Origin of the sequence: Streptomyces sp. NPDC002088, from assembly GCF_040296605.1 — a bacterium.
Lineage (GTDB): Bacteria > Actinomycetota > Actinomycetes > Streptomycetales > Streptomycetaceae > Streptomyces.
The window spans coordinates 1-18,407 of sequence record NZ_JBEOXO010000013.1 but is presented as its reverse complement, the minus strand read 5'-3'; the positions used below and the strand labels follow the sequence as shown (position 1 = coordinate 18,407).

Genomic DNA, 18,407 nt, shown 5'->3' with positions numbered 1-18,407 from the left:
GCGACCTGCCCGTGGGGAAGAAGACGAACGCCGACAACCGGATCACCGGCAACGGCTGTCTCGACAAAACCGATTGCAGTCCGGCCCATGCCCTAGGTACGGTCCGCGCATGTCTACTACGCTCCGCGTTTCTTAGCTCGGACACCAGCTTCGACGTCACCCTTGTGTCCTTGAGCTATTACGGAGCGTAACTTCAGTGAATACTCTTCGCGGTCCCGGCCTGTTCCGGAACCGGGACTTCTCGCTGCTGCTGAGCGGCCAGCTGGTCTCTGCCATCGGTGACCAGGCGCAGTTCATGGCCCTGCCACTGATCGTGCTGGCCCTCACCGGGTCGGCTACCCAAGCCGGGTTCGTACTCGGCCTTGGCACCCTTGCCTTCTTGGCGTTCGGGCTGATCGCCGGTGCCCTCGTCGACCGGTGGGACCGTAAGGCCACCATGATCTGGTGCGAGCTCGGCCGGACCGTGCTCACTGCCGGCGTCGCCGTCGCGCTGTGGCTGAACAGGCTCACCCTGCCCCAGCTGTACGCGACAGCCGTGCTCGCCGGGGTCCTGACCACTCTCTTCCAGGTGGCGAACACTGCGGCGCTGCCCAACGTGGTCGGTCCGCGACAACTGTCCACTGCGCTCGGCTACTCGCAGTCCGCCGCCAGTGCGGTGGGTATCTTCGGGGCCTCACTCGCCGGTGTGCTCTACGCTCTCGGACGGGGCGTGCCGTTCGCCGTCAACGCGGTCTCCTTTGCGGCGTCCGCGGCGTCACTGCGCCTGATGCGCGCCCGGTTCCAGATGGACGGGCAGGCAGCGCGGACGAGGGCCCGGCTCACCACCGAGATTCGTGAGGGGCTCGGCTGGCTCTGGCGCCAGCCGGTCATCCGCTTCCTCACTCTGGTATCGGCCGCTGACAAGGTGCGCTACGGCGCCGGGTACCTGTTGATCATCACCCTCGCCCGGCAGCTCGGCGCCTCCCCGTTGTGGATCGGCGTCATCTTCAGCGGCGCGGCGGTGGGCGCGATGGCGGGGGCGCTGGTCTCGGACAGGGCCACGCGTCGCTTCCCGCTCGGACGGATCGCCGTGGTGATGTTGTGGTTGGAGGCGCTGATGTTCCCGCTGTATGCCCTCGCCCCCAACCCGCTGCTGCTGGCAGCGGTCGCCGCCGCCGAGTCGCTGATCGCTCCGGTGTACGCGGTGGCCATGACCACTCACCAACTGGCCATCACCCCCGACGGGTTGCGGGGCCGGGCGACGAGCGCGGTCTCGACGCTCACCACCGGAGCCTTGTCGGTCGGCACGCTCGCAGGCGGTGTGCTGATCACCACACTGGGGGCCAAGCCCCTGGTCTGGCTCTGCGGCGCGTGGCTGCTCACCTTGGCCATCCTCACCACGGCCAACCGGGCCGTGCGACAGGCACCGCCGGCAGGCGCACACTCGCACCACACGGCCACGACCGCGGTCGAGACCACGGACATGGCCAGTTAGGTCCCTGGGCTGCGGCCACCGGTGATCCTGGGGGTCTGAGGACACCCACGGATCAGCGGTGGCCGCTGGTCACGCCAGGCTCTCCAGCCGGGCTGCCGGGGGTGCATTCGAGCGGACTCGATAAAGAACGCGGCGATCACGCCTCCGCGGCGCACGACGGCCGTTGGATGTTCAACGACCCCGCGAAACCGGCGAATTCAACGCGGCTGACGAGACGGCCACGCACGGCAGCGTGCTGTCGCTGACCTTCTTTGCCGGCGGCTGCACGGTGGATACTTGCCTCTTCGGTGGCGAAGACGAGCCTGCAATGTGCCCGACCGCCGATCCGGACAACGGCTGCCGGGCAACGGGGCATCGCACCAGAACGAGCAGGCCGTCAAGCACGCCACCCGCCACGGGCGTGGCCGTCCGAGACCGAGCAGCGCCAGCGCCAGAGTTGCTCAGGCTGCGGTTGTGAGGGGGAGTACGCCCCAGCGGATACCTCTCTCACTGCGGATGCGGGCGTGTTCGTTGCACTGGGCGGCGAGGACGTCGGGGTCCGTCGCCGGCACCAACGGCGCCATTGACAACCCGGGAGGCGACGGCGCCGAGCCGCTCTTCGAGTGGATCCACAACCTGGCGAGCTGGCGCCAGCGCCAGGGCATGACCGGAGGGGAGGACGATCGCGACTCTGAGCTGATGCGCGAGTGGTTCGATGCCACCGGAGCGGTGGTCATGGGCAGGGTGATGTACGACATGGGCGAGGAGTTTCTCCGACTGGACGCCGGGGCGCACGCCACACGGTAGCCCAGCGCTTGCACGGCCAGGTACTCCGGCAGCGCGGTCTTGCCCACACCTGCTTCGCCTGCACCACCAGTGCCCGGCTTTCACCAGCGCGGACGGCCCCGATCAGTTGGTCGAGCGCCCCGCACTCGACGCGGTGACCCGTCAGCCCCGCCGCGCGTCTCCACCCCGGCGGATCCGCGGACGCATGCACGGCACCGCGTTATCCCCCTCGGCCGGCGCACTGGCGGTGCCGGCCAGCCAGTGGCGGATGCGGCCACTGCCCGGCGGCCGCAGGCTGAAGGCATGGCACGGGTAGCGAAGGGACTAGCCATGACGACCATCCACCACCGCTACGCCACCGTGCGTGGACAGCGGCTGTTCTACCAGGAAGCGGGGCCATCCGGGGCACCCACAGTGGTGCTGCTGCACGGCTTCCCCACCAGCTCGTTCATGTTCCGGAACCTGATTCCCCTGCTGGCCGACCGCTATCACGTGATCGCCCCTGACCACCTGGGCTTCGGCTTGTCCGACGCGCCGCCCGTGGATGAGTTCGGCTACACCTTCGACGCGCTGGCCGACCTGACCGCGGAGCTGCTGGCGCAGCTCGAGGTCACGCGATTCGCCCTGTACGTCCAGGACTACGGTGCCCCCGTGGGTTGGCGGCTCGCCCTGGCGGACCCGGGCGCGGTCACGGCGATCATCAGCCAGAACGGCAACGGCTACGAGGTGGGGTTCGCGGAGGAGTTCTGGAAGCCGCTACGCGCGTACTGGCAGGACCAGAGCCCGCAGACCGAGGCGGCGCTGCGCCAGGCGCTGGCTCTGGAGGTCACCCGGTGGCAGTACCTGCACGGCGTGGCGGATGAGAGCCTGGTCAGCCCCGACACCTGGTATCACGACTTCGCCCTGCTGTCCCGGCCCGGGAACGATCTGGTGCAGCTGCGGCTGTTCGCGGACTACGCCCGGAACCTCCCGCTGTACCCGAAGTTGCACGCCTACCTGCGTGACAGCCGGGTCCCGCTGCTGGCCGTCTGGGGCCGCAACGACGAGATCTTCCGCCCCGAAGGTGCGCTCGCCTTCGCCGATGACGCGCCCGGAGCCGAGATCTACCTGCTCGACGGCGGCCATTTCCTCCTCGAAAGCCATCTCGACGCCGCCGCGGGCTGCATCCGAGGCTTCCTCGACAGGGCACTGCCATGATCGGACCCCTCAAGGACGAGACCGTGCTGGTCATCGGGTGGGGCGGCGGGATCGCCCGCGCGGTCGTCCTCGCCGCCCGGAACGCGGGAGCCCGCGTCATCGCGGCGGGCCGTGACCAGTACGCCCTCGCCGACGCCTACGCCGGAGAGCCCGACATCACCACCGAGACCGTCGACCTGACCGCCGAAGCCACCATCGCCGCCCTCGGTAATCGACTCGACAGCGTCGACCGTGCGGTGTCCACCGCTTCGGCACGTGCTCGCGGCCGCCTCGCCGACCTGGACCGGGACGCGGTCAGGGTCTCGTTCGACGCCAAGGTGATCGGCCCGCTCATGCTGGCCAAGCGCCTGGCTCCCCGCATCAGCGAGACCGCATCGCTCACCCTCTTCTCCGGCGTCGCCGCGGCAAAGATCGAGGTCGGCACCCTGGCCGTGGCCATCACCGACGGCGCCGCCGACATCCTGGCCCGCTCCCCCGCCCTGGAACTGGCCCCGATCCGGGTCGACGCCATCTCCCGGGGTGGTCGACACCGGCGCCTGGGACGCCCTGGGAGAGCAGGGCTGGGCGGACCACTGCGCCGACAACAGCGCCCGCAGCCCCGCACGCCGGATCGGCACCGCCAGCGACATCGCCAATGCCGTCCTGTTCGCCATGACCAGCACCTTCCTGACCGGCGCAACGCTGCGACCGACGGCGGTGAGCCTCTCACCCGACCTCGCTCCACCTCCGAGCCGCCATGGACCGGACTGAGCCGAAAGGAACGGAACGATGGGCCTTTCCTGGCAGCAAGGACCGCTCGCCCCGGGCGCGGTCGGCCGGTTCCTGGTCCCGGAGCCGCTGCCCGCCAGGATGCTGTTTGCCGAACCACTGCGCCGACGCATGCGCGTCCGGTTCGGCGACACATGGATCGCCGACAGCGAGGACGTGATCCTGCTGCACGAGCCCGGCCGCTATCCGGTGGCCTACTTCCCGCTCGGCGACATCACCACCGGCGTCCTGCAGCCGGGCGAGCACACCACCCGGCACCGTGACCTCGGGCCGACGTCCTGGTACACCGTCCGCGCGGGGACGCAGAGCAAACAGCGCGCTGCCTGGCAGCACACCGACCTGCCCGACCACGCCAGGGACCTGAAGGAACGGGTCGCCTTCGCCTGGCGGGCGATGGACGCCTTCTACGAAGAGGACGAGCGGATCGTCGGCCACGCCGCCGACAGCTACCACCGCATCGACATCCGCCAGACCAGCCGCCACTTGCTCGTCCGCAGCGGCGACGGGGTTGTCGCCGACACCACCCGCCCGCTGGTCCTGTACGAGTCCGGGTTCGCGCCCCGCTGGTACGTCCCGCGCGACGACGTCGAAGAATCCGCTCTGACCCCGGTCGAGGGTCAGACGTTCTGTCCGTACAAGGGCCTGGCCAGCTACTACGACATCGCCGGCGCCCGTCGCGCGGCGTGGTCCTACGAGGATGCCTGGACCGAGGTACGGCGCATCTCCGGGCTGGTGTCGTTCGAGCCGGACGAGATCGAGGTGCATCTTGACGGCGTACGACTGAGCCTGGAGCCCGGCCAGTCCGTGGTCTCGCACGGTGCCGACCGCAACCTCACGCTCGACGAAACGACCGCTGTCAGGCAGCCGTGACCGGCACCGCCGTACCCGCAGAAACAGCCGGTGCCGGGGGAGGGAGCAACCGATGCCGATCTTGCTGTCAGTGAACGTCGGCATGCCGAAAGATGTGTCCTGGCAGGGCAGAAACGTCTACACCGGCGTGTGGAAGTACCCGGTACACGGCCCGGCGATGGTCCGCCGGCTCAACATCGACGGCGACGGCCAGGGGGACACCAACGGCCATGGCGGCGAGCAGCGGGCCGTGCTGGTCTATCAGATCCAGTCCTACCAGCACTGGCAGCAGCACTTCGGACGCGACGACTTCGGCTACGGCCAGTTCGGGGAGAACCTCACCGTCGACGGCCTGCCCGACGACGAGGTCTGCATCGGCGACCGCTACCGCATCGGCGAGGCCGAGTTCGAAGTCACCCAGCCCCGGGTCACCTGCTACCGCGTCGGCCTGCGCCTCGGAGAACCCGAGTTGCCCGCACTGCTGGTCAGCCACCACCGCCCCGGCTTCTACATGCGGGCCATCCAGGAGGGACACATCCAGGCCGGCGACCAGATCGAGAAGACCCGAACCGGGCCTGGCAGGCTGAGCGTGGCCGACACCGACGCGCTGCTCTACCTCCCCGGCCGTGACCTCGCCAAGCTGCGCCTGGCGATGCAGATTCCCGCCCTGAGCCCCGGCTGGCAGGACTCGTTCCGTGAACTGCTCGATGCCGCAGACAGTTCGGACACTTCCGCCGCGCCCGCGCCCGCGCCCGCGCCCGCGCCCGCGTCCACCGGCCCGGCCTGGGACGGCTTCCGCGCGCTGCGGGTGGCCGAGGTGGTCCCCGAGAACACGACGGTCTCCTCGATCCACCTGGCCGCCCCGGACGGGACCCGGCTCCCGGCCGCACGCGCGGGCCAGTACCTGACGCTGCGGATCCCCGGCGCCGCCCAACCGGCCCCGGTGCGCAGCTACTCACTGTCCTCTGCGCCCGATACCGGTAACTACCGGATCAGCGTCAAACACGAGCCGCACGGTACCGCGAGCGGCTTCCTGACCACGAGGCTGCGGCCGGGCGCGGTCCTCGAAGTCGCAGCGGCCCGCGGCGAGTTCGTCCTCGCCAAGGGCACCGGCCCGGTTCTCCTGGTCTCCGCTGGGATCGGCCTCACACCGGTGCTGTCGATGCTGCACGAGCTCGCCGCCGGGGGCAGCGACCGCGAGGTCTGGTGGATCCACGGCGCCCGCAGCCCGCAAGAACATCCACTGGCCGCCGAGGCGCACGCCCTGCTCACCTCACTGCCGCACGCCCATGAGCACGTGTTCTACAGCGCGGCCACACCCGAGGAACGGCGCCGCGCCCACGCCGCCGACGGGCGCCTGACCAAGGACAAGCTGATCGCGCTGTCCCTCCCGGCCGACGCGACCGCCTACGTCTGCGGACCTGCCTCCTTCATGGCGGACATGCAGCACGCCCTCACAACGGCCGGCATCGCCCCGGCCCGCATCCACACCGAGTTGTTCGGAGCCCTGCCATCCATCAACCCCGGCCTCAGCGGGCAGTCCACCCGGCCACCCCACCGGCCGCCAGGGCCGCCCGGCACCGGCCCGCAGGTGACCTTCGCCCGCAGCGGCATTTCCGCGCCGTTCCCCGACGGCAAGCGCAGCGTCCTCGAACTCGCCGACGCCTGCGACGTCCCGACCCGCTGGAGCTGTCGCACCGGCGTCTGTCACACCTGCGCCACCCGCATCCTGTCCGGCGGCATCACCTACTCCCCGGCCCCGCTGGAGCTCCCACCCGATGGCGAGGTGCTCATCTGCTGCGCCCAGCCCGACAGCGACATCGTCCTGGACATGTAAGAACGGCAATCGCCGTGACTACGCCACCTTCGCAGCCGGCAAGAACCGACGGCGGCAGGCAGACGGCTCCGTCCTTGCCACACCGGCCGGACGGATTTAGGCGCCGTCACTTCGGCCGTCGGCCCGACACCGCCCATCTACGTCCCCGGCCACCGAACAAGGCGGGCACCGTCGGCCTGATCCGGCATGCCGCAGTCCGGACGGCGCGCGCGGCGGCCCACTGGGCCACCCGCCGTCTGCCACACCACCGTGCAATCCCGCGACGGTGAGCCCGCGCCCACCCACCGGCCCGGCAGGTGCCTGGTCGCTGGAGGCCATAGGTGGTACGACTCCGCAGCGATAGGTGGCCATGCGCAGCGCCAGTTGGCCATTCCGGCTACCGTCCCCCCATGGAGCATGACCAGCCCCTCGTTCGCGACGTCTTCCCGGATCTCATTGCCGAGGTGGCCACTCTCCTGCAGGAGGAGGGGGAAAGCGAGCTGGCCGTCAGCGTGCGGGATGTTCGTCTGGTTGGCGAGTGCGGCTGCGGCGATGACTTCTGCCAGAGCATCTGGACGGAAGATCATCCGCCGGGACAGCCGTTTGGCGTAGGCCATCGGTGCGTGCCGCTTCTGCCCTCGAAGGGCACGCTGGTCCTGGACGTCGTGGACAACCGGATCATGTATATCGAAATCGTCGATCGCCCGCCGATGCGCCGCCGGAGCGTGGAGCGGTGACCGAAATGGCCAGGTATCACTGAGCAGACTGGCCAACCACCCTTGCGTACGGCCCGCTCACCAGCGAGCTTTCCCCAGCATCTGGCCACCTGTCGCTGGAGGTCACAGCCGCGATGGCGCACTGTGGTCGGGTAGCTGACCGGAGGAGTCCTTGGGCGCCGGGTTCCAGGCGATGCCGGCAGCTGGGCGGCCGTAGGCCGACGTGCAGCGCTGCTGCGGAAGCCGGCGGGTCCTGGGGTGTGGTGCTGGTTCTCGACTTCTGTGCCATGACCCGTCGCCGTGGCCTGCCCGCTCCTCGTGTTGTCTCACGTCTGTGGCCATGGGCATCTGTCTCGTGGTCGTGCCGTTTCCTCGGGCGAGCTCCACGCCCCATCAGGGGCGACTTCAAGATCAACTCAGGGCCTCTGGGCACGCATCGTGATCACTCCCGTTGTGCGAGGTGCAACTCGAATGCATGGCCTGCGCTCTCGGCACGACCCGGAGGGCGGCGCGAGCTTCGAGTTCGGCGCTATTGGGCGATGACGGCGACGCCGGTGCGTCCACCGTCGACGTCGAGGACGGTGCCGTGTACGAAGTTCGCCTCGTCGGAGGCGAGATAGACCGCTGCTTGGGCGATCGAGTCCGGAAGCCCGAAGCTGCCGGCCGGGGTGCCCTTCATCATGACGTCGCCGGGGTGGACTCTGGTCTCGGCCGGGTTCGGTGTGTGGACCACGCCGGGGGAGATGGCGTTGACGCGGATGCCGCGGGGGCCGAACTCGGCTGCCCAGGCGCGGGTGAGGGCTTCCATCGCTCCCTTGGAGGAACCGTAGACGGCGCCGATCGGGATGCCGAGCCGGGCGATCCATGAGCCCAGGTTGATCACCGTGCCGCCGCCCGCTTCGATCATCGCGGGGGCCACCGCGGCGGTCAGGAAGAACGGCGCTTTGACGTTGACCGCGTAAATCCGGTCGAACGTCTCTTCGTCGGTGTCGGGCGTGGAAGGGCTCGGGTAGATGCCGGCGTTGTTGACCAGGATGTCGATGCGGCCGCCCAGGGCGCGGGAGGCTTCGTCGGCGAGGGCGCGGGAGGCGGTCGCACTGCCGTTGAGATCTGAGGGCAGAAAGTCCGCCTTGCCGCCTGCGGTGCGGATCGCGGAGACGACTTCCTCTCCACGCTCCCGGCTGCGGCCGGACACCGCGACGTGTGCTCCTTCAGCGGCGAGGGCCAGGGCGATCGCGCGGCCGATGTTGCTGGTGGCGCCGGTGACCAGGGCTGTTTTGTTCTGTAGGCGGTTGCTCATGATGCGCAGTGCTCCAAATTCTCCGCAGGGCTTCTGGGGGTCGATAGTGACTCCGGAAAAATGGACCCGCAAGTCCAATCTTGCTAAGTTGGACTGAGTAGTCCAACGGGAGGAGTGCGGGATGCGTGGATCGTTGACCGCCAAGGGGCAAGCGACGCGTGGCCGGATCATCCAGGGGGCTGCCACGGTGCTGCGGGAGAAAGGCGTCGCGATGGCGACGCTGGACGACATCCTGGCCCACACGCGCACGAGCAAGAGCCAGTTGTTCCACTACTTCCCCGGCGGCAAGGACGCACTGCTACTGGCGGTCGCGCAGTTCGAGGCCGACCAGGTGCTCGACGACCAGCAGCCCTATCTTGGGTGCCTGGACTCGTGGGATGCCTGGTATCGATGGCGTGACACGGTCATTGAGCGCTACGAAGCACAGGGCGATCAGTGCCCACTCGGTTCGCTTTTCCTGCAGGTCGGCAGGCGCACGCCGGGGGCGCGGGCGATCGTGGTCGAGTTGCTGCGCCAGTGGCAGGAGCACCTGGCGACGGGGATCCGGGCTATGCAGTCCGGCGGACACGTACCTGTCTCGCTTGACGCCGACCGAACCGCAGCGGCGCTGTTGGCGGGAGTACAGGGCGGGGTGTCGATCCTGTTGTCGACCGGTCTCTCCACCCATCTCCACGCGGCGCTCGACGAGGGGATCATGACGCTGCGCAACGCCACTTCCGCTGCGATCTGAGCCGCCGACATCTGCGTTCTGCCGAGAATGCCGGCCAACGCCGTGGACGAAGACTCGGTCATGCCTCACCACGATGCCTTACACGGCAGCGGCCCTCGGATCATGGCAACCGCGCAGGTCATCGCCGGACACGCCGACATCGACACCACCGTGGGCCACAACGCGATCTACCCGGCCGAGGTCATTGAGGCCCACCGCGCGTTCAGCGCCCGGCGCCGGGCGCTGCGCCCCAGCGAGGATTACCGCGCCCCACCTCAGAGGAGTGGCCTTCCTCGGCCACTTCGAGCGCCGCAAGCTCTCCGTCGGCATCTGCGCCCGCGCGTTCAACACCTCCTGCATCCACGAACACGCCTGCATCCGCTGCTCCATGCTCTGCCCCGATCCCGACCAGCGTGGCCGACTGGTCGAGATTCGCGACAACCTCCTGGCCCGCGTCGTCGAGGCCGAACGCGAAGGCTGGCTCGTCGAGTTGGAAGGACTCGAGGTCAGCCTGGCCGGAGCCCAGGACAAACTCGCCCAGCTGGATGCCGCCCACCGACCGAGCGCGCGGGGGTCGTCGCATCGTCCGCAGGTTCCGCCCGGCACGTAACACCTTTGCCGACGCCGTCGACGAAGGCGCGTCAGTGGTGGTGGCCGAGCCGGCCGAGGGTCTCCACGGGGGTCGCGCCGAGGCGGCTCCACTGCGGCACGGGGCGGCTGGTCGGGCCCCAGGCGGCTTTCCCGTCCGCGTCCGAGCGCCAGGACCGGCATGGGCTGCGCCCCTCGGGCCAGCCCTCGGGGTTGTCCCCCACGCCTCGCCGCGGCCGTAGGGCGTCATGTCGAGCAGGCCGAGGGACCCGTTGACCCGCTCGTTGCCACGGCCCGTCGTGGAGTAGGTGAGGAACACGCGGTCGCTGTCGCGCAGGAAACAAGTGAGGTAACCCATGCGGCCGCCGACCGGCGTGTCCACGTCGCGCACCGAGTACCAGGGCTGGGTGTAGCCCATGAACTCGACGTAGGAGGCCACCTCGTCCCACCGGCCCGTGGTCAGGATGGCGAACGAGACGCCGCGGGCGTTGAGGTAGACAGCGTCCTGCAGGTGCCAGGCCGTGGTGGTGCAGCGTCTCGGCGGTGTCCGAGCGCCGCTCACACCTCAACGAGGCCCTCGCCGTCACCGCCGCAAGCCTCTCGGGGAACGCCGTGGGAATACGACTGCTCACCCACGTCAAGAACACCTACCCGACCGTATCCACAACCTGGGTCGACACCGGCCTCAAGAACGCCGCCGTCGAGCACGGCGCCCGCCTCGGAATCGACGTAGAAGTCGTCAACAGAAACTCCGACATCCGCGGGTTCCAGGTTGTCAAAAGGCGTTGGGTAGTAGAGCGCAGTCTCGGCCGGCTCATGCTGCGCCGAGGCCTGGCACGCGACTACGAGACCCTCTCCGCCAGTTCCGAGACCATGATCCACATCGCCTCCATCGACAACCTCGCCAAGCGCAGAACAGGCGAGATCACATCCACCTGGCGAGGAAGCTACGAGGGCATACAGGGCTATCTACCTAAATCGAATGCCCTCTCAGGTGCGTGGTTGCGTATCCTGCCGGCGCGGGGTGCGCAGCCGTTCCAGCAGCGCTGCCTCGGCGGCGCCCGCGTCGCTGTCGTCCCACCGGTCCGACAGCGGCACCGACCGAAGCAGCCGGCCGTCCGGGTCGAGCACCTGCCCCGCGTGCTTGAGTTGCCACAGTGTCAGGGAACGGTCCTTGACCTCCAGTCCGGGGATGCGCTGGACCAGCGACGCCTCGAACGGCTGGACGTCGTCGACCGACCGTAGCCACACCGTCGTCATAAGGTTGCACGGGCCGGACAGCGACGCGCACAGCCGGGTCTCCCGCATCCCCGACAACTGCGCCACCACCCGGGTCGTGTCCGCGGCCGGCACCGTCCCCCACAGTGTCGCGCTCACCGGCCAGCCCGAGACGGAGCGGGCGGCTTCGCACCGGTAGGAGATGGCCCGCGCTGCGTCCAGCCGGGCCAGCCGGCGCCGGACGGTCGTCGAGCTCAGCCCGCTGCCGCGTGCCAGCCGGTCCACGCTCTGCCGTACGTCCCGTGCGAGCAGCATGATCAGCTCACGGTCCGCCTCGCCGAGCGCAGCCGCCGGCGCAGGCGCGCGCTCCGGCTGCCGGGAGGTGCCCTGTGGCACGCCGTGCAGCCGGTCGAGCCGCCACCGGCTGCCCTCGGTGTGCAGCGCGGTGGCGACCTGTGTCCGGGTGGCGGCCACCCCCTCCAGGCCGTCCAGCCGGAAACCGACGTACCGCGCGAGATGGGCGCGGCTGCGCAGCACCACCGTCAGCAGCAGATCCCGGGCGCCGGTCGCGTGCTCGATGTTGAACAGCGGTGCGTCGTCGGCGAGTTGCTCGCACACCTCGTGCAGTCGGCCCCGTACGCAGTCGATCTCGATGAACGCGACCACCAGGTCGCCCATGACGGCGGGGGAGGGGTGGCAGGACAGCCATGCGAGACCCTCGCCCGTCAGGCGCGCCCAGCGCCGCGCGGCCGTGGTCGCGTCCACCCCGACGAATGCGCCCACCTTCCGCCAGTCGGCGCGCGGCGCGTGCTGCAATGCGGTGATCAGCAGGTAGTCGACCTCGTCGAGCACGGCGTCGGCCATGGCGTTTCTTTCTCCTGTCTCCCCGGACAGCGGGCACGGCGCCGCCCCTGGTGCCGGTACCTCCGGCCCGGACGGCGTACGGACCGGCCACCGCACGCCCGTACGCGCCGACCACTCGCGGGCGACTCGCGTGCCGCCCGCCACCGAGTGGCGAATACCTGCACCAAAACATTTCTGAATGCGTGATCCCAGCGCCATGGATGGTTCTGATGGCTCCCCGTGCACCATACCCGCCATGTTCACGCACGACGACGCCCTCTCCCTGGCCGACGACCTCACCGAGCTGCGCCGCAGCCTCCACCGTGAGCCCGAGCTCGGCCTGCACCTGCCCCGCACCCAGCAGAAGGTGCTCGACGCCCTGGCCGGTCTCCCGATGGAGATCACCACCGGCGAGCGCCTCAGTTCGGTCACCGCGGTCCTGCGGGGCGGCCGGCCGGGCCCCGCCGTGCTGCTGCGTGCCGACATGGACGCGCTGCCCGTCACCGAGGACACCGGCCTGCCGTACGCCTCCCGGGTGCCCGGTGTCATGCACGCCTGCGGCCACGACCTGCACACCGCCGGGCTCGTCGGTGCCGCGCGCCTGCTCGCCTCCCGCCGCGAGGAGCTGGCCGGGGACGTGGTCCTGATGTTCCAGCCCGGCGAGGAGGGCGACGGCGGCGCCCGGATCATGATCGAGGAGGGCGTGCTCGACGCGGCGGGCCGTCGTGTGGCCGCGGCGTACGGGCTGCACGTGTTCTCCACGCAGCTGCCGAGCGGCATGGCCGCCACGCGCGCCGGCACCTTCCTCGCCGCAAGCGACGCGTTCGACGCTGTGGTCACCGGCCGCGGCGGACACGGCTCCATGCCACACCTGACGCGCGACCCGCTCGTCGCGGCCTGCGAGATGGTCACCGCGCTCCAGACACGGATCGCCCGCGAGATCGACGTCAACGACCCGGCCGTGGTCACGGTCGGCGCGCTGCACGCGGGCGAGGCCCGCAACGTCATCCCGGACCAGGCCGAGTTCCGTGCGACGGTTCGCACGTACAGCGAGGCCGGCCGGCTGGCGGCGCAGGCGCTCGTGGAGCGCACGCTGAAGGGCATCGCCCTGGCCCACGGCGTGGACGTCGACGTAGCTTACCGCCGCCAGTACCCGCCCACCGTCAACCCCGCGCAGGAGGCGGAGTTCGCGCTGGAGACCGCGCGTGAGCTGTTCGGCCCGCACGCGGTCGTCGAGGCGCCCACACCCGTGTCCGGCTCGGAGGACTTCTCGTTCGTGCTCCACGAGGTGCCCGGCGCGTTCGTCGCCGTCGGCGCCTGCCCGCCCGGCACCGACCCGGCCACCGCCCCGGTCAACCACTCCCCGCAGGCCGCCTTCGACGACGCGGTTCTGCCGGCGCAGGCCGCCCTGCTCGCGCGGCTCGCCACCGGGGCCCTCGACCGGTACGCCGACACCGCACCCGCCCCGGGGGAGGGGACCGCCGTCCCGTCCCGTCCACACACCGCACGGAGCGACGCATGACGAACACCGCAGTCGGTCCCGGCCGCGCAGCACCCGGGCAGGACGCCCCCGCCTCCGTCGCCGCCGTGGTCGGGCTGCTCGTGCTCTTCGAGCTGACCAGCGGATTCCTCCAGACCGGCGTGATGCCGCTGCTGCCCGAGCTGGGCGAGTACCACGGCGTCAGCGACTCCGCCCTCAACTGGGTCGTCTCCGTGCAGCTGCTGTCGGGTGCCGTGCTCGTCCCGGTCTTCGGGAGCCTGGGCGATCTGCACGGTCACCGACGGATGCTGCGCATCGCGCTGGCCGCCGTCGCCGTCGGCACCCTGCTCGTGGCCCTGGCTCCGGGCTACCCGGCGCTGCTCGTCGGGCGCGTGCTCCAGGGCGCCCTGGTCGCGCTGCTGCCGCTGGAGATCGCGCTGGTCCGCGACCGGCTGCCGGTGGACCGGGCGCGTTCGGCGATCGCGCGGCTGGTCGGCGCGCTGACGCTCGGCTCCCTGCTCGGCGCCGTGGTCATGGGGGCGCTCGCCAGGGCCGTCGGGGACATCCGGCTCGCGCTGCTCGTGCCCGCCGCCCTCGCCGCGCTGTGCGTGCCGGTGAGCTTCCTCTTCATCCCCGAGAGCGTGCCGAAGTCGGCCGGACGCCTGGACTGGTCCGGCGCCGTGCTTCTCGGTCTCACCCTGGTGTGTCTCCTCGTGGGCGTCTCGCGCATGGAGGAGGACGGCGGTCTGTCCGCCGGGGTGCTGGTCCCGGTGGCCGTCGCTCTGGTCGCGGGCGCCGTGTGGGCCCGGCACGAACTGCGCAGCGACGACCCGCTGGTGGACCTGCGCGCGATGCGCGGGCGCCAGGTGGCGCCCTTCTACCTCACGTCGTTCCTCTTCGGCGTCATGTACTTCGGCAGCCAGGCCCCCAACTCCACGTTCCTCGCGGCCGACCCGGACACCGACGGCTACGGGTTCGCTCTGCCCGCACTGAGCATCGCCCTGGTAAGTCTGCCGGCGACGCTGGCGGCGATGATCACCTCCAGCGCCACCGCGGTGATCGCCCGCAGGCTCGGCTACCGGCGCGCCCTCATGGCGGCCTTCGCCCTGATGACGGCCGGTTTCGCGGCGCTGGCCTGCTTCCACGGGGCGGTGTGGCAGGTCGTGGTGGCGCTACTGGTGTCCGGCACCGGTATCGGCGCGGCGCTCGGCGCCATGCCCACCGTCATCGTCGAGGCCACCGACCCGGCGCGCACCGGGGTGGCCTCGGCGCTCTACAACAACGTCAAGACCGTCGGCGGTGCCGTCACCGGCGGCGTGGTGGCCGCGCTCCTCTCGGAGTTCACCACCGGTCCCTCGGCCAGCCCCGACGAGAACGGCTACGTCGTGGTCTGGGCGCTCTGCGCGCTGGCCGGGGTCGCAGCGGTGGCCACAGTGGGCATCGCCCGTCGCACCGAGAACGACTGAACCGACCGGCCCGGCGGACCGGGCGGCGGGGCCGGAGTGAGCAGCCGATCAGGCGGTGCTTGCTGCCGGGACGGCCACGGTCGACGGGCCGGTGTGGAGCCCCCTTTGAGGGCGCGGAGGTGCGAGCCGTCGATGGCGCAGTCGTCCATCACCAACAGGCCAGCGGCTCGGAACTCGGCGAGCAAGGCGACGTGCAGCCGAGACCGGACGCCGGCTTTGGTCCCGTCCCGCAGGCGGCGCCAGGCCGTGACGCCTGAGCAACCCACCACCTGACATGCCCAAAAAGGCGCCGGATCTGCCCCCGAAGACCCCGGGGAGAGTCCGCCCCTGTCCGGCTGTCACCTGGTTGCCGGGGGTGGATCAGCGGAGGGAGGTCGACCAGTGCCGGCGAGGTGGGCAGCTGCATTTCCGACGGCACCCTCTATGCCGCCGGTCGTGCCCAAGTCACCTGACCGCAGCGCCTGTTGGACGGCTCCGGTACGGTGGCGACGATCTCCCGGTCTCCAAACCAAAAGGTGTGATCCATGCCCGAGAAGAGCACCCTCGAACAAGTGGTCGTGGTCCCGGTCGCCCACGTCGTCGGCGGCCGCGCAGAGGTCCGGGACGACGAGTGGGGCGAGGAGACGGCCGTCATCCGGCTGGACGGAGAGCAGTTCGGTCCGGACGCGCTGGCCGGGCTCGATGCCTTCTCCCACCTGGAGGTCGTCTACCACTTCGACCGTGTTCCCGTGGACCGGATCGAGACCGGTGCCCGCCGACCCCGCGGCAACCCCGAGTGGCCCCTGGTCGGCATCTTCGCCCAGCGTGGCAAGAACCGTCCCAACCGCCTCGGCGTCTCCCGATGCCGTCTGCTGCGGGTCGACGGGCTTGACGTGCATGTGCGGGGCCTGGACGCCGTTGATGGAACCCCCGTCCTCGACATCAAGCCCTACATGGACGAGTTCGGGCCGCAGGGCCCTACCGCCCAGCCGGACTGGGCAACCGACATCATGCAGCGCTACTACTGACGACCTGGCGGCCGCCAGTTGACGGTGGTTCCACTCGGCGGACTCCGGTCCGTCGTCCTCACCGAACTGCTGGCGTCAGCACGGGAAGTCGAGGTTCTTCCACATCATCCCGAGTTCGATCTGCCCAGATGACAGCTCTGTCTCCCGGGCCAGGTCCTCCGTGCTGATCCCTTCAGGGTGCTGCTGGTCGGTACGGGTGGTCTTCCCGGCCAAGAACTTCGTGCCGACCCCTTCTACAACGGATGGGTCGGAGCAATGAACACCGATCCGCAGGCCCAGTACTCGGTGATGACCTCCGAGAAGCCGATAGTCATGGCCACGAGCTGAACGCCCTCTGAGGCTCCCCGGGATGCTGAGGGTGTTGACAGTGGGTCAGATGGAACTCGTGAGAGGACCGGTGACCATAGCTGCCCCCAGCAAATACCCGCTGGAGTTGCGTGAGCGTGCGGTGCGGCTGTACCGCACTACCGAGCCAAGGCCGCAGACCAAGCGGCCGGCCGTCGACGCCGGGGTCCACCCAGAGGCGTGCGGGCCTGGATCCGCCAGATCGAGGCCGATGCCGGCGAGCGCGACGACCGGCTGACCACCGCCGACCCCGAGGAGCTCGCATCTCTGCGTAAGGAGAACGCGCAGCTCAAGCGGCGAACGAGGTGCTTCGGACCGCCTCGGCTTCTTTCGCCGCGCAGCTCGGACCCGACCCGGCCCAGGTGACGCCATCCGCACCTGGGGGACGAGCCTGTCCTCCGGGAACTGCACGTCCCCTCCTCCTCCTCCACCTACTGCCGGTGACTCCCGGCCAGCTGATCAGCGCCTCCCGCGCAAGGGGAACCTCAATACCCCGGCTCCCCACCCCAACAGACTGGCGGAGGCCACCCTCACCTCCGGTGAATCCCCAGGTGAGGGACTGTGTGCGAGGCGCCGTGCGAGGTCACGGATTGAACGGCAAGCTCAGGCGCTGACCGCCACCCGGTCCCAGAGCCAGTAGAGGCTGACGACGACGACGGGCACCGTCAGCGCCGGCAGGACCCACCGGTGGACAGGGGACCGACGCAGCACGAGCAGCAGTGGGAACAGCACTGCGATGATGCCCAACTGCACCGCCTCGATACCGACGTTGAAACTGAGCAGCGACAACAGCAGTTCCCCGGACCAGCTTTCGTCGATGCCGAGCGATCCCGCGAAGCCCAGGCCATGTACGAGGCCGAAGACGAAGACGGTGGGCAGCCGCCAGCGCGCGTTGTCCTCGCGGTCGCGCAGCAGGAAGCCCGCGATCGCGACGACGGCGATGGACGCGGCGATCAGCGGTTCCACGACCGCCGCGGGCACGTCGACGACGCCGCACGCGGCCAGCAGGAACGTGACGCTGTGTGCGGCGGTGAAAGTGGTCGCGGTGAGCACGATGTCGCGCAGACCGCGGGCGCTGATGAGCAGCGACAACAGGAAGAGGATGTGGTCCAGGCCGAACAGCAGGTGTTCGGTGCCCAGGAGGAAGAACTCCCAGACCTGGTGGGTCTCCTGGCCGTCCGCCGCGGCGGCGGTCACGGAGGGGTCGGTGGGGGTGAGGATCTGGGAGCCTCGCTGTCCGTCGATGTCGTAGTGCACGATCGTCTTCGTGGTGTGTACGAAGTTCTCGACGCTCGGGAACAGTGCGCTGCTGATGGTGACCGGCCCATCGGCGCCGCCCGGGCAGGTGTAGGCGAGGGTGATCACGGCGTACGGACGCTTGCCTCGGGTGCGGACGTCCGCGTCGCCCTCGGTGTGGGCGGTACAGGAAGCGTCGTCGCGGGCGATCGAGAAGTGCCCGGTGGCGTACTCGGACACCGCGTCCGCGTTCAGCTTGAGCTGACGCAGCTGCTCGGTGCGGCCCTTCGCGTCGTATGCCTCGGCGTACAGCCAGGCCGACTTCATCAGCAGGTCGTACTCGAGGTCGAGGGTGGCCTCGGGGTGGGTCGCGCTGCCGGTGACTTCGACGTAGGCGTTCGAGGTGGCGTCGTGCGCGGCGGCGGGGGCCGCCCGGACGAGGCAGACGCCGAGCACCGCGGCCACGGCGGCGAGGACGGTGAGCAGGGCGCCGCGCAGCCGGCCGGACCGGAACGGGGGAGCGGGCGCGGGGACGGTGGGACGCATGGCGGGCTCGGTTCTCCTGTCTGGTGATCAGGGAGGGACGGAGGGCATGGCCCGCCGCCCCGGACCGGGCGGGTGCGGGGCGGC

The 18,407-nt window shown here is 70.1% G+C and carries 16 protein-coding genes and 4 pseudogenes; 14 read left to right on the top strand and 6 right to left on the bottom strand.

Annotation, left to right across the window (positions count from 1 at the left end):
• Nucleotides 1-196: 196 nt before the first annotated feature.
• From ABT114_RS26205 to ABT114_RS26165, 8 genes and pseudogenes are all read left to right on the top strand, one after another.
• Entirely contained in the window at nucleotides 197-1,474 is a 1,278-nt protein-coding gene (locus tag ABT114_RS26205) for an MFS transporter (RefSeq protein WP_351145311.1), read from the top strand.
• Nucleotides 1,475-1,984: 510 nt separating this feature from the next.
• On the top strand, nucleotides 1,985-2,260 hold the full coding sequence (locus ABT114_RS26195) for a dihydrofolate reductase family protein (protein WP_351145531.1): 276 nt from the start codon (nucleotides 1,985-1,987) through the stop codon (nucleotides 2,258-2,260).
• Between the two features lie 309 nt (nucleotides 2,261-2,569).
• Nucleotides 2,570-3,436, top strand: a complete 867-nt coding sequence (locus tag ABT114_RS26190) for an alpha/beta fold hydrolase (protein WP_351145310.1) — start codon at nucleotides 2,570-2,572, stop codon at nucleotides 3,434-3,436.
• Nucleotides 3,433-3,942 (top strand): annotated as a pseudogene (locus ABT114_RS26185) (SDR family oxidoreductase); the annotation flags it as partial. The gene ABT114_RS26190 and the pseudogene ABT114_RS26185, both read left to right, overlap by 4 nt.
• Nucleotides 3,943-3,955: 13 nt before the next feature.
• A complete protein-coding gene (locus ABT114_RS26180) occupies nucleotides 3,956-4,186 on the top strand; it encodes an SDR family oxidoreductase (RefSeq protein ID WP_351145530.1) in 231 nt (76 codons plus the stop codon).
• A gap of 18 nt (nucleotides 4,187-4,204) precedes the next feature.
• On the top strand, nucleotides 4,205-5,074 hold the full coding sequence (locus ABT114_RS26175; protein ID WP_351145309.1) for a DUF427 domain-containing protein: 870 nt from the start codon (nucleotides 4,205-4,207) through the stop codon (nucleotides 5,072-5,074).
• Nucleotides 5,075-5,126: 52 nt separating this feature from the next.
• Nucleotides 5,127-6,890 (top strand): MOSC domain-containing protein, encoded by a 1,764-nt coding sequence (locus ABT114_RS26170; protein WP_351145308.1) that lies wholly within the window; start codon nucleotides 5,127-5,129, stop codon nucleotides 6,888-6,890.
• Between the two features lie 389 nt (nucleotides 6,891-7,279).
• Nucleotides 7,280-7,606 (top strand): hypothetical protein, encoded by a 327-nt coding sequence (locus tag ABT114_RS26165; RefSeq protein WP_351145307.1) that lies wholly within the window; start codon nucleotides 7,280-7,282, stop codon nucleotides 7,604-7,606.
• 508 nt (nucleotides 7,607-8,114) lie between these two features.
• Here ABT114_RS26165 and ABT114_RS26160 read toward each other — a convergent pair.
• Nucleotides 8,115-8,885 (bottom strand): SDR family NAD(P)-dependent oxidoreductase, encoded by a 771-nt coding sequence (locus tag ABT114_RS26160; RefSeq protein ID WP_351145306.1) that lies wholly within the window; start codon nucleotides 8,883-8,885, stop codon nucleotides 8,115-8,117.
• 121 nt (nucleotides 8,886-9,006) lie between these two features.
• Here ABT114_RS26160 and ABT114_RS26155 point away from each other — a divergent pair, with 121 nt between their 5' ends.
• Both ABT114_RS26155 and ABT114_RS26150 read left to right on the top strand, forming a co-directional pair.
• The gene (locus ABT114_RS26155) at nucleotides 9,007-9,615 is read left to right on the top strand and encodes a TetR/AcrR family transcriptional regulator (protein ID WP_351145305.1); all 609 of its coding nucleotides are present in this window, start codon (nucleotides 9,007-9,009) and stop codon (nucleotides 9,613-9,615) included.
• A gap of 262 nt (nucleotides 9,616-9,877) precedes the next feature.
• Complete coding sequence (locus ABT114_RS26150; protein ID WP_351145304.1) at nucleotides 9,878-10,204, top strand: hypothetical protein; 327 nt, start codon at nucleotides 9,878-9,880, stop codon at nucleotides 10,202-10,204.
• 31 nt (nucleotides 10,205-10,235) lie between these two features.
• Here ABT114_RS26150 and ABT114_RS26145 read toward each other — a convergent pair.
• Nucleotides 10,236-10,714, bottom strand: a pseudogene (locus ABT114_RS26145) (DUF899 family protein); the annotation flags it as partial.
• 41 nt (nucleotides 10,715-10,755) lie between these two features.
• Here ABT114_RS26145 and ABT114_RS26140 point away from each other — a divergent pair.
• Nucleotides 10,756-11,133, top strand: a pseudogene (locus ABT114_RS26140) (transposase); the annotation flags it as partial.
• Between the two features lie 39 nt (nucleotides 11,134-11,172).
• Here the strand turns inward: ABT114_RS26140 and ABT114_RS26135 are convergent.
• A complete protein-coding gene (locus ABT114_RS26135; RefSeq protein WP_351145303.1) occupies nucleotides 11,173-12,264 on the bottom strand; it encodes an Lrp/AsnC family transcriptional regulator in 1,092 nt (363 codons plus the stop codon).
• Between the two features lie 235 nt (nucleotides 12,265-12,499).
• Here ABT114_RS26135 and ABT114_RS26130 point away from each other — a divergent pair, with 235 nt between their 5' ends.
• Both ABT114_RS26130 and ABT114_RS26125 read left to right on the top strand, forming a co-directional pair.
• A complete protein-coding gene (locus ABT114_RS26130) occupies nucleotides 12,500-13,765 on the top strand; it encodes a M20 metallopeptidase family protein (protein ID WP_351145302.1) in 1,266 nt (421 codons plus the stop codon).
• The gene (locus ABT114_RS26125; RefSeq protein WP_351145301.1) at nucleotides 13,762-15,189 is read left to right on the top strand and encodes an MFS transporter; all 1,428 of its coding nucleotides are present in this window, start codon (nucleotides 13,762-13,764) and stop codon (nucleotides 15,187-15,189) included. The genes ABT114_RS26130 and ABT114_RS26125 overlap by 4 nt, the downstream gene beginning before the upstream one ends.
• A 151-nt stretch (nucleotides 15,190-15,340) precedes the next feature.
• On the opposite strand, the pseudogene ABT114_RS50615 reads toward ABT114_RS26125, so the two are convergent.
• A pseudogene (locus ABT114_RS50615) lies at nucleotides 15,341-15,446 on the bottom strand (IS5/IS1182 family transposase); the annotation flags it as partial.
• A 267-nt stretch (nucleotides 15,447-15,713) separates the two neighbouring features.
• On the opposite strand from ABT114_RS50615, the gene ABT114_RS26115 reads away from it, so the two are divergent.
• Entirely contained in the window at nucleotides 15,714-16,196 is a 483-nt protein-coding gene (locus tag ABT114_RS26115; RefSeq protein ID WP_351145300.1) for an SAM-dependent methyltransferase, read from the top strand.
• Nucleotides 16,197-16,271: 75 nt separating this feature from the next.
• On the opposite strand, the gene ABT114_RS26110 is transcribed toward ABT114_RS26115, so the two are convergent.
• A complete protein-coding gene (locus ABT114_RS26110; protein WP_351145299.1) occupies nucleotides 16,272-16,409 on the bottom strand; it encodes a hypothetical protein in 138 nt (45 codons plus the stop codon).
• A 735-nt stretch (nucleotides 16,410-17,144) separates the two neighbouring features.
• On the bottom strand, nucleotides 17,145-18,323 hold the full coding sequence (locus ABT114_RS26105) for a HupE/UreJ family protein (protein ID WP_351145298.1): 1,179 nt from the start codon (nucleotides 18,321-18,323) through the stop codon (nucleotides 17,145-17,147).
• Between the last annotated feature and the right edge of the window lie 84 nt (nucleotides 18,324-18,407).

Coding starts and splice junctions, on each gene's coding strand:
- ABT114_RS26170 (WP_351145308.1), top strand. CDS start 5,127: ATGCCGATCTTGCTGTCAGTGAACGTCGGCATGCCGAAAGATGTGTCC.
- ABT114_RS26130 (WP_351145302.1), top strand. CDS start 12,500: ATGTTCACGCACGACGACGCCCTCTCCCTGGCCGACGACCTCACCGAG.
- ABT114_RS26115 (WP_351145300.1), top strand. CDS start 15,714: ATGCCCGAGAAGAGCACCCTCGAACAAGTGGTCGTGGTCCCGGTCGCC.
- ABT114_RS26190 (WP_351145310.1), top strand. CDS start 2,570: ATGACGACCATCCACCACCGCTACGCCACCGTGCGTGGACAGCGGCTG.
- ABT114_RS26125 (WP_351145301.1), top strand. CDS start 13,762: ATGACGAACACCGCAGTCGGTCCCGGCCGCGCAGCACCCGGGCAGGAC.
- ABT114_RS26165 (WP_351145307.1), top strand. CDS start 7,280: ATGGAGCATGACCAGCCCCTCGTTCGCGACGTCTTCCCGGATCTCATT.
- ABT114_RS26155 (WP_351145305.1), top strand. CDS start 9,007: ATGCGTGGATCGTTGACCGCCAAGGGGCAAGCGACGCGTGGCCGGATC.
- ABT114_RS26160 (WP_351145306.1), bottom strand. CDS start 8,885: ATGAGCAACCGCCTACAGAACAAAACAGCCCTGGTCACCGGCGCCACC.
- ABT114_RS26105 (WP_351145298.1), bottom strand. CDS start 18,323: ATGCGTCCCACCGTCCCCGCGCCCGCTCCCCCGTTCCGGTCCGGCCGG.
- ABT114_RS26135 (WP_351145303.1), bottom strand. CDS start 12,264: ATGGCCGACGCCGTGCTCGACGAGGTCGACTACCTGCTGATCACCGCA.
- ABT114_RS26175 (WP_351145309.1), top strand. CDS start 4,205: ATGGGCCTTTCCTGGCAGCAAGGACCGCTCGCCCCGGGCGCGGTCGGC.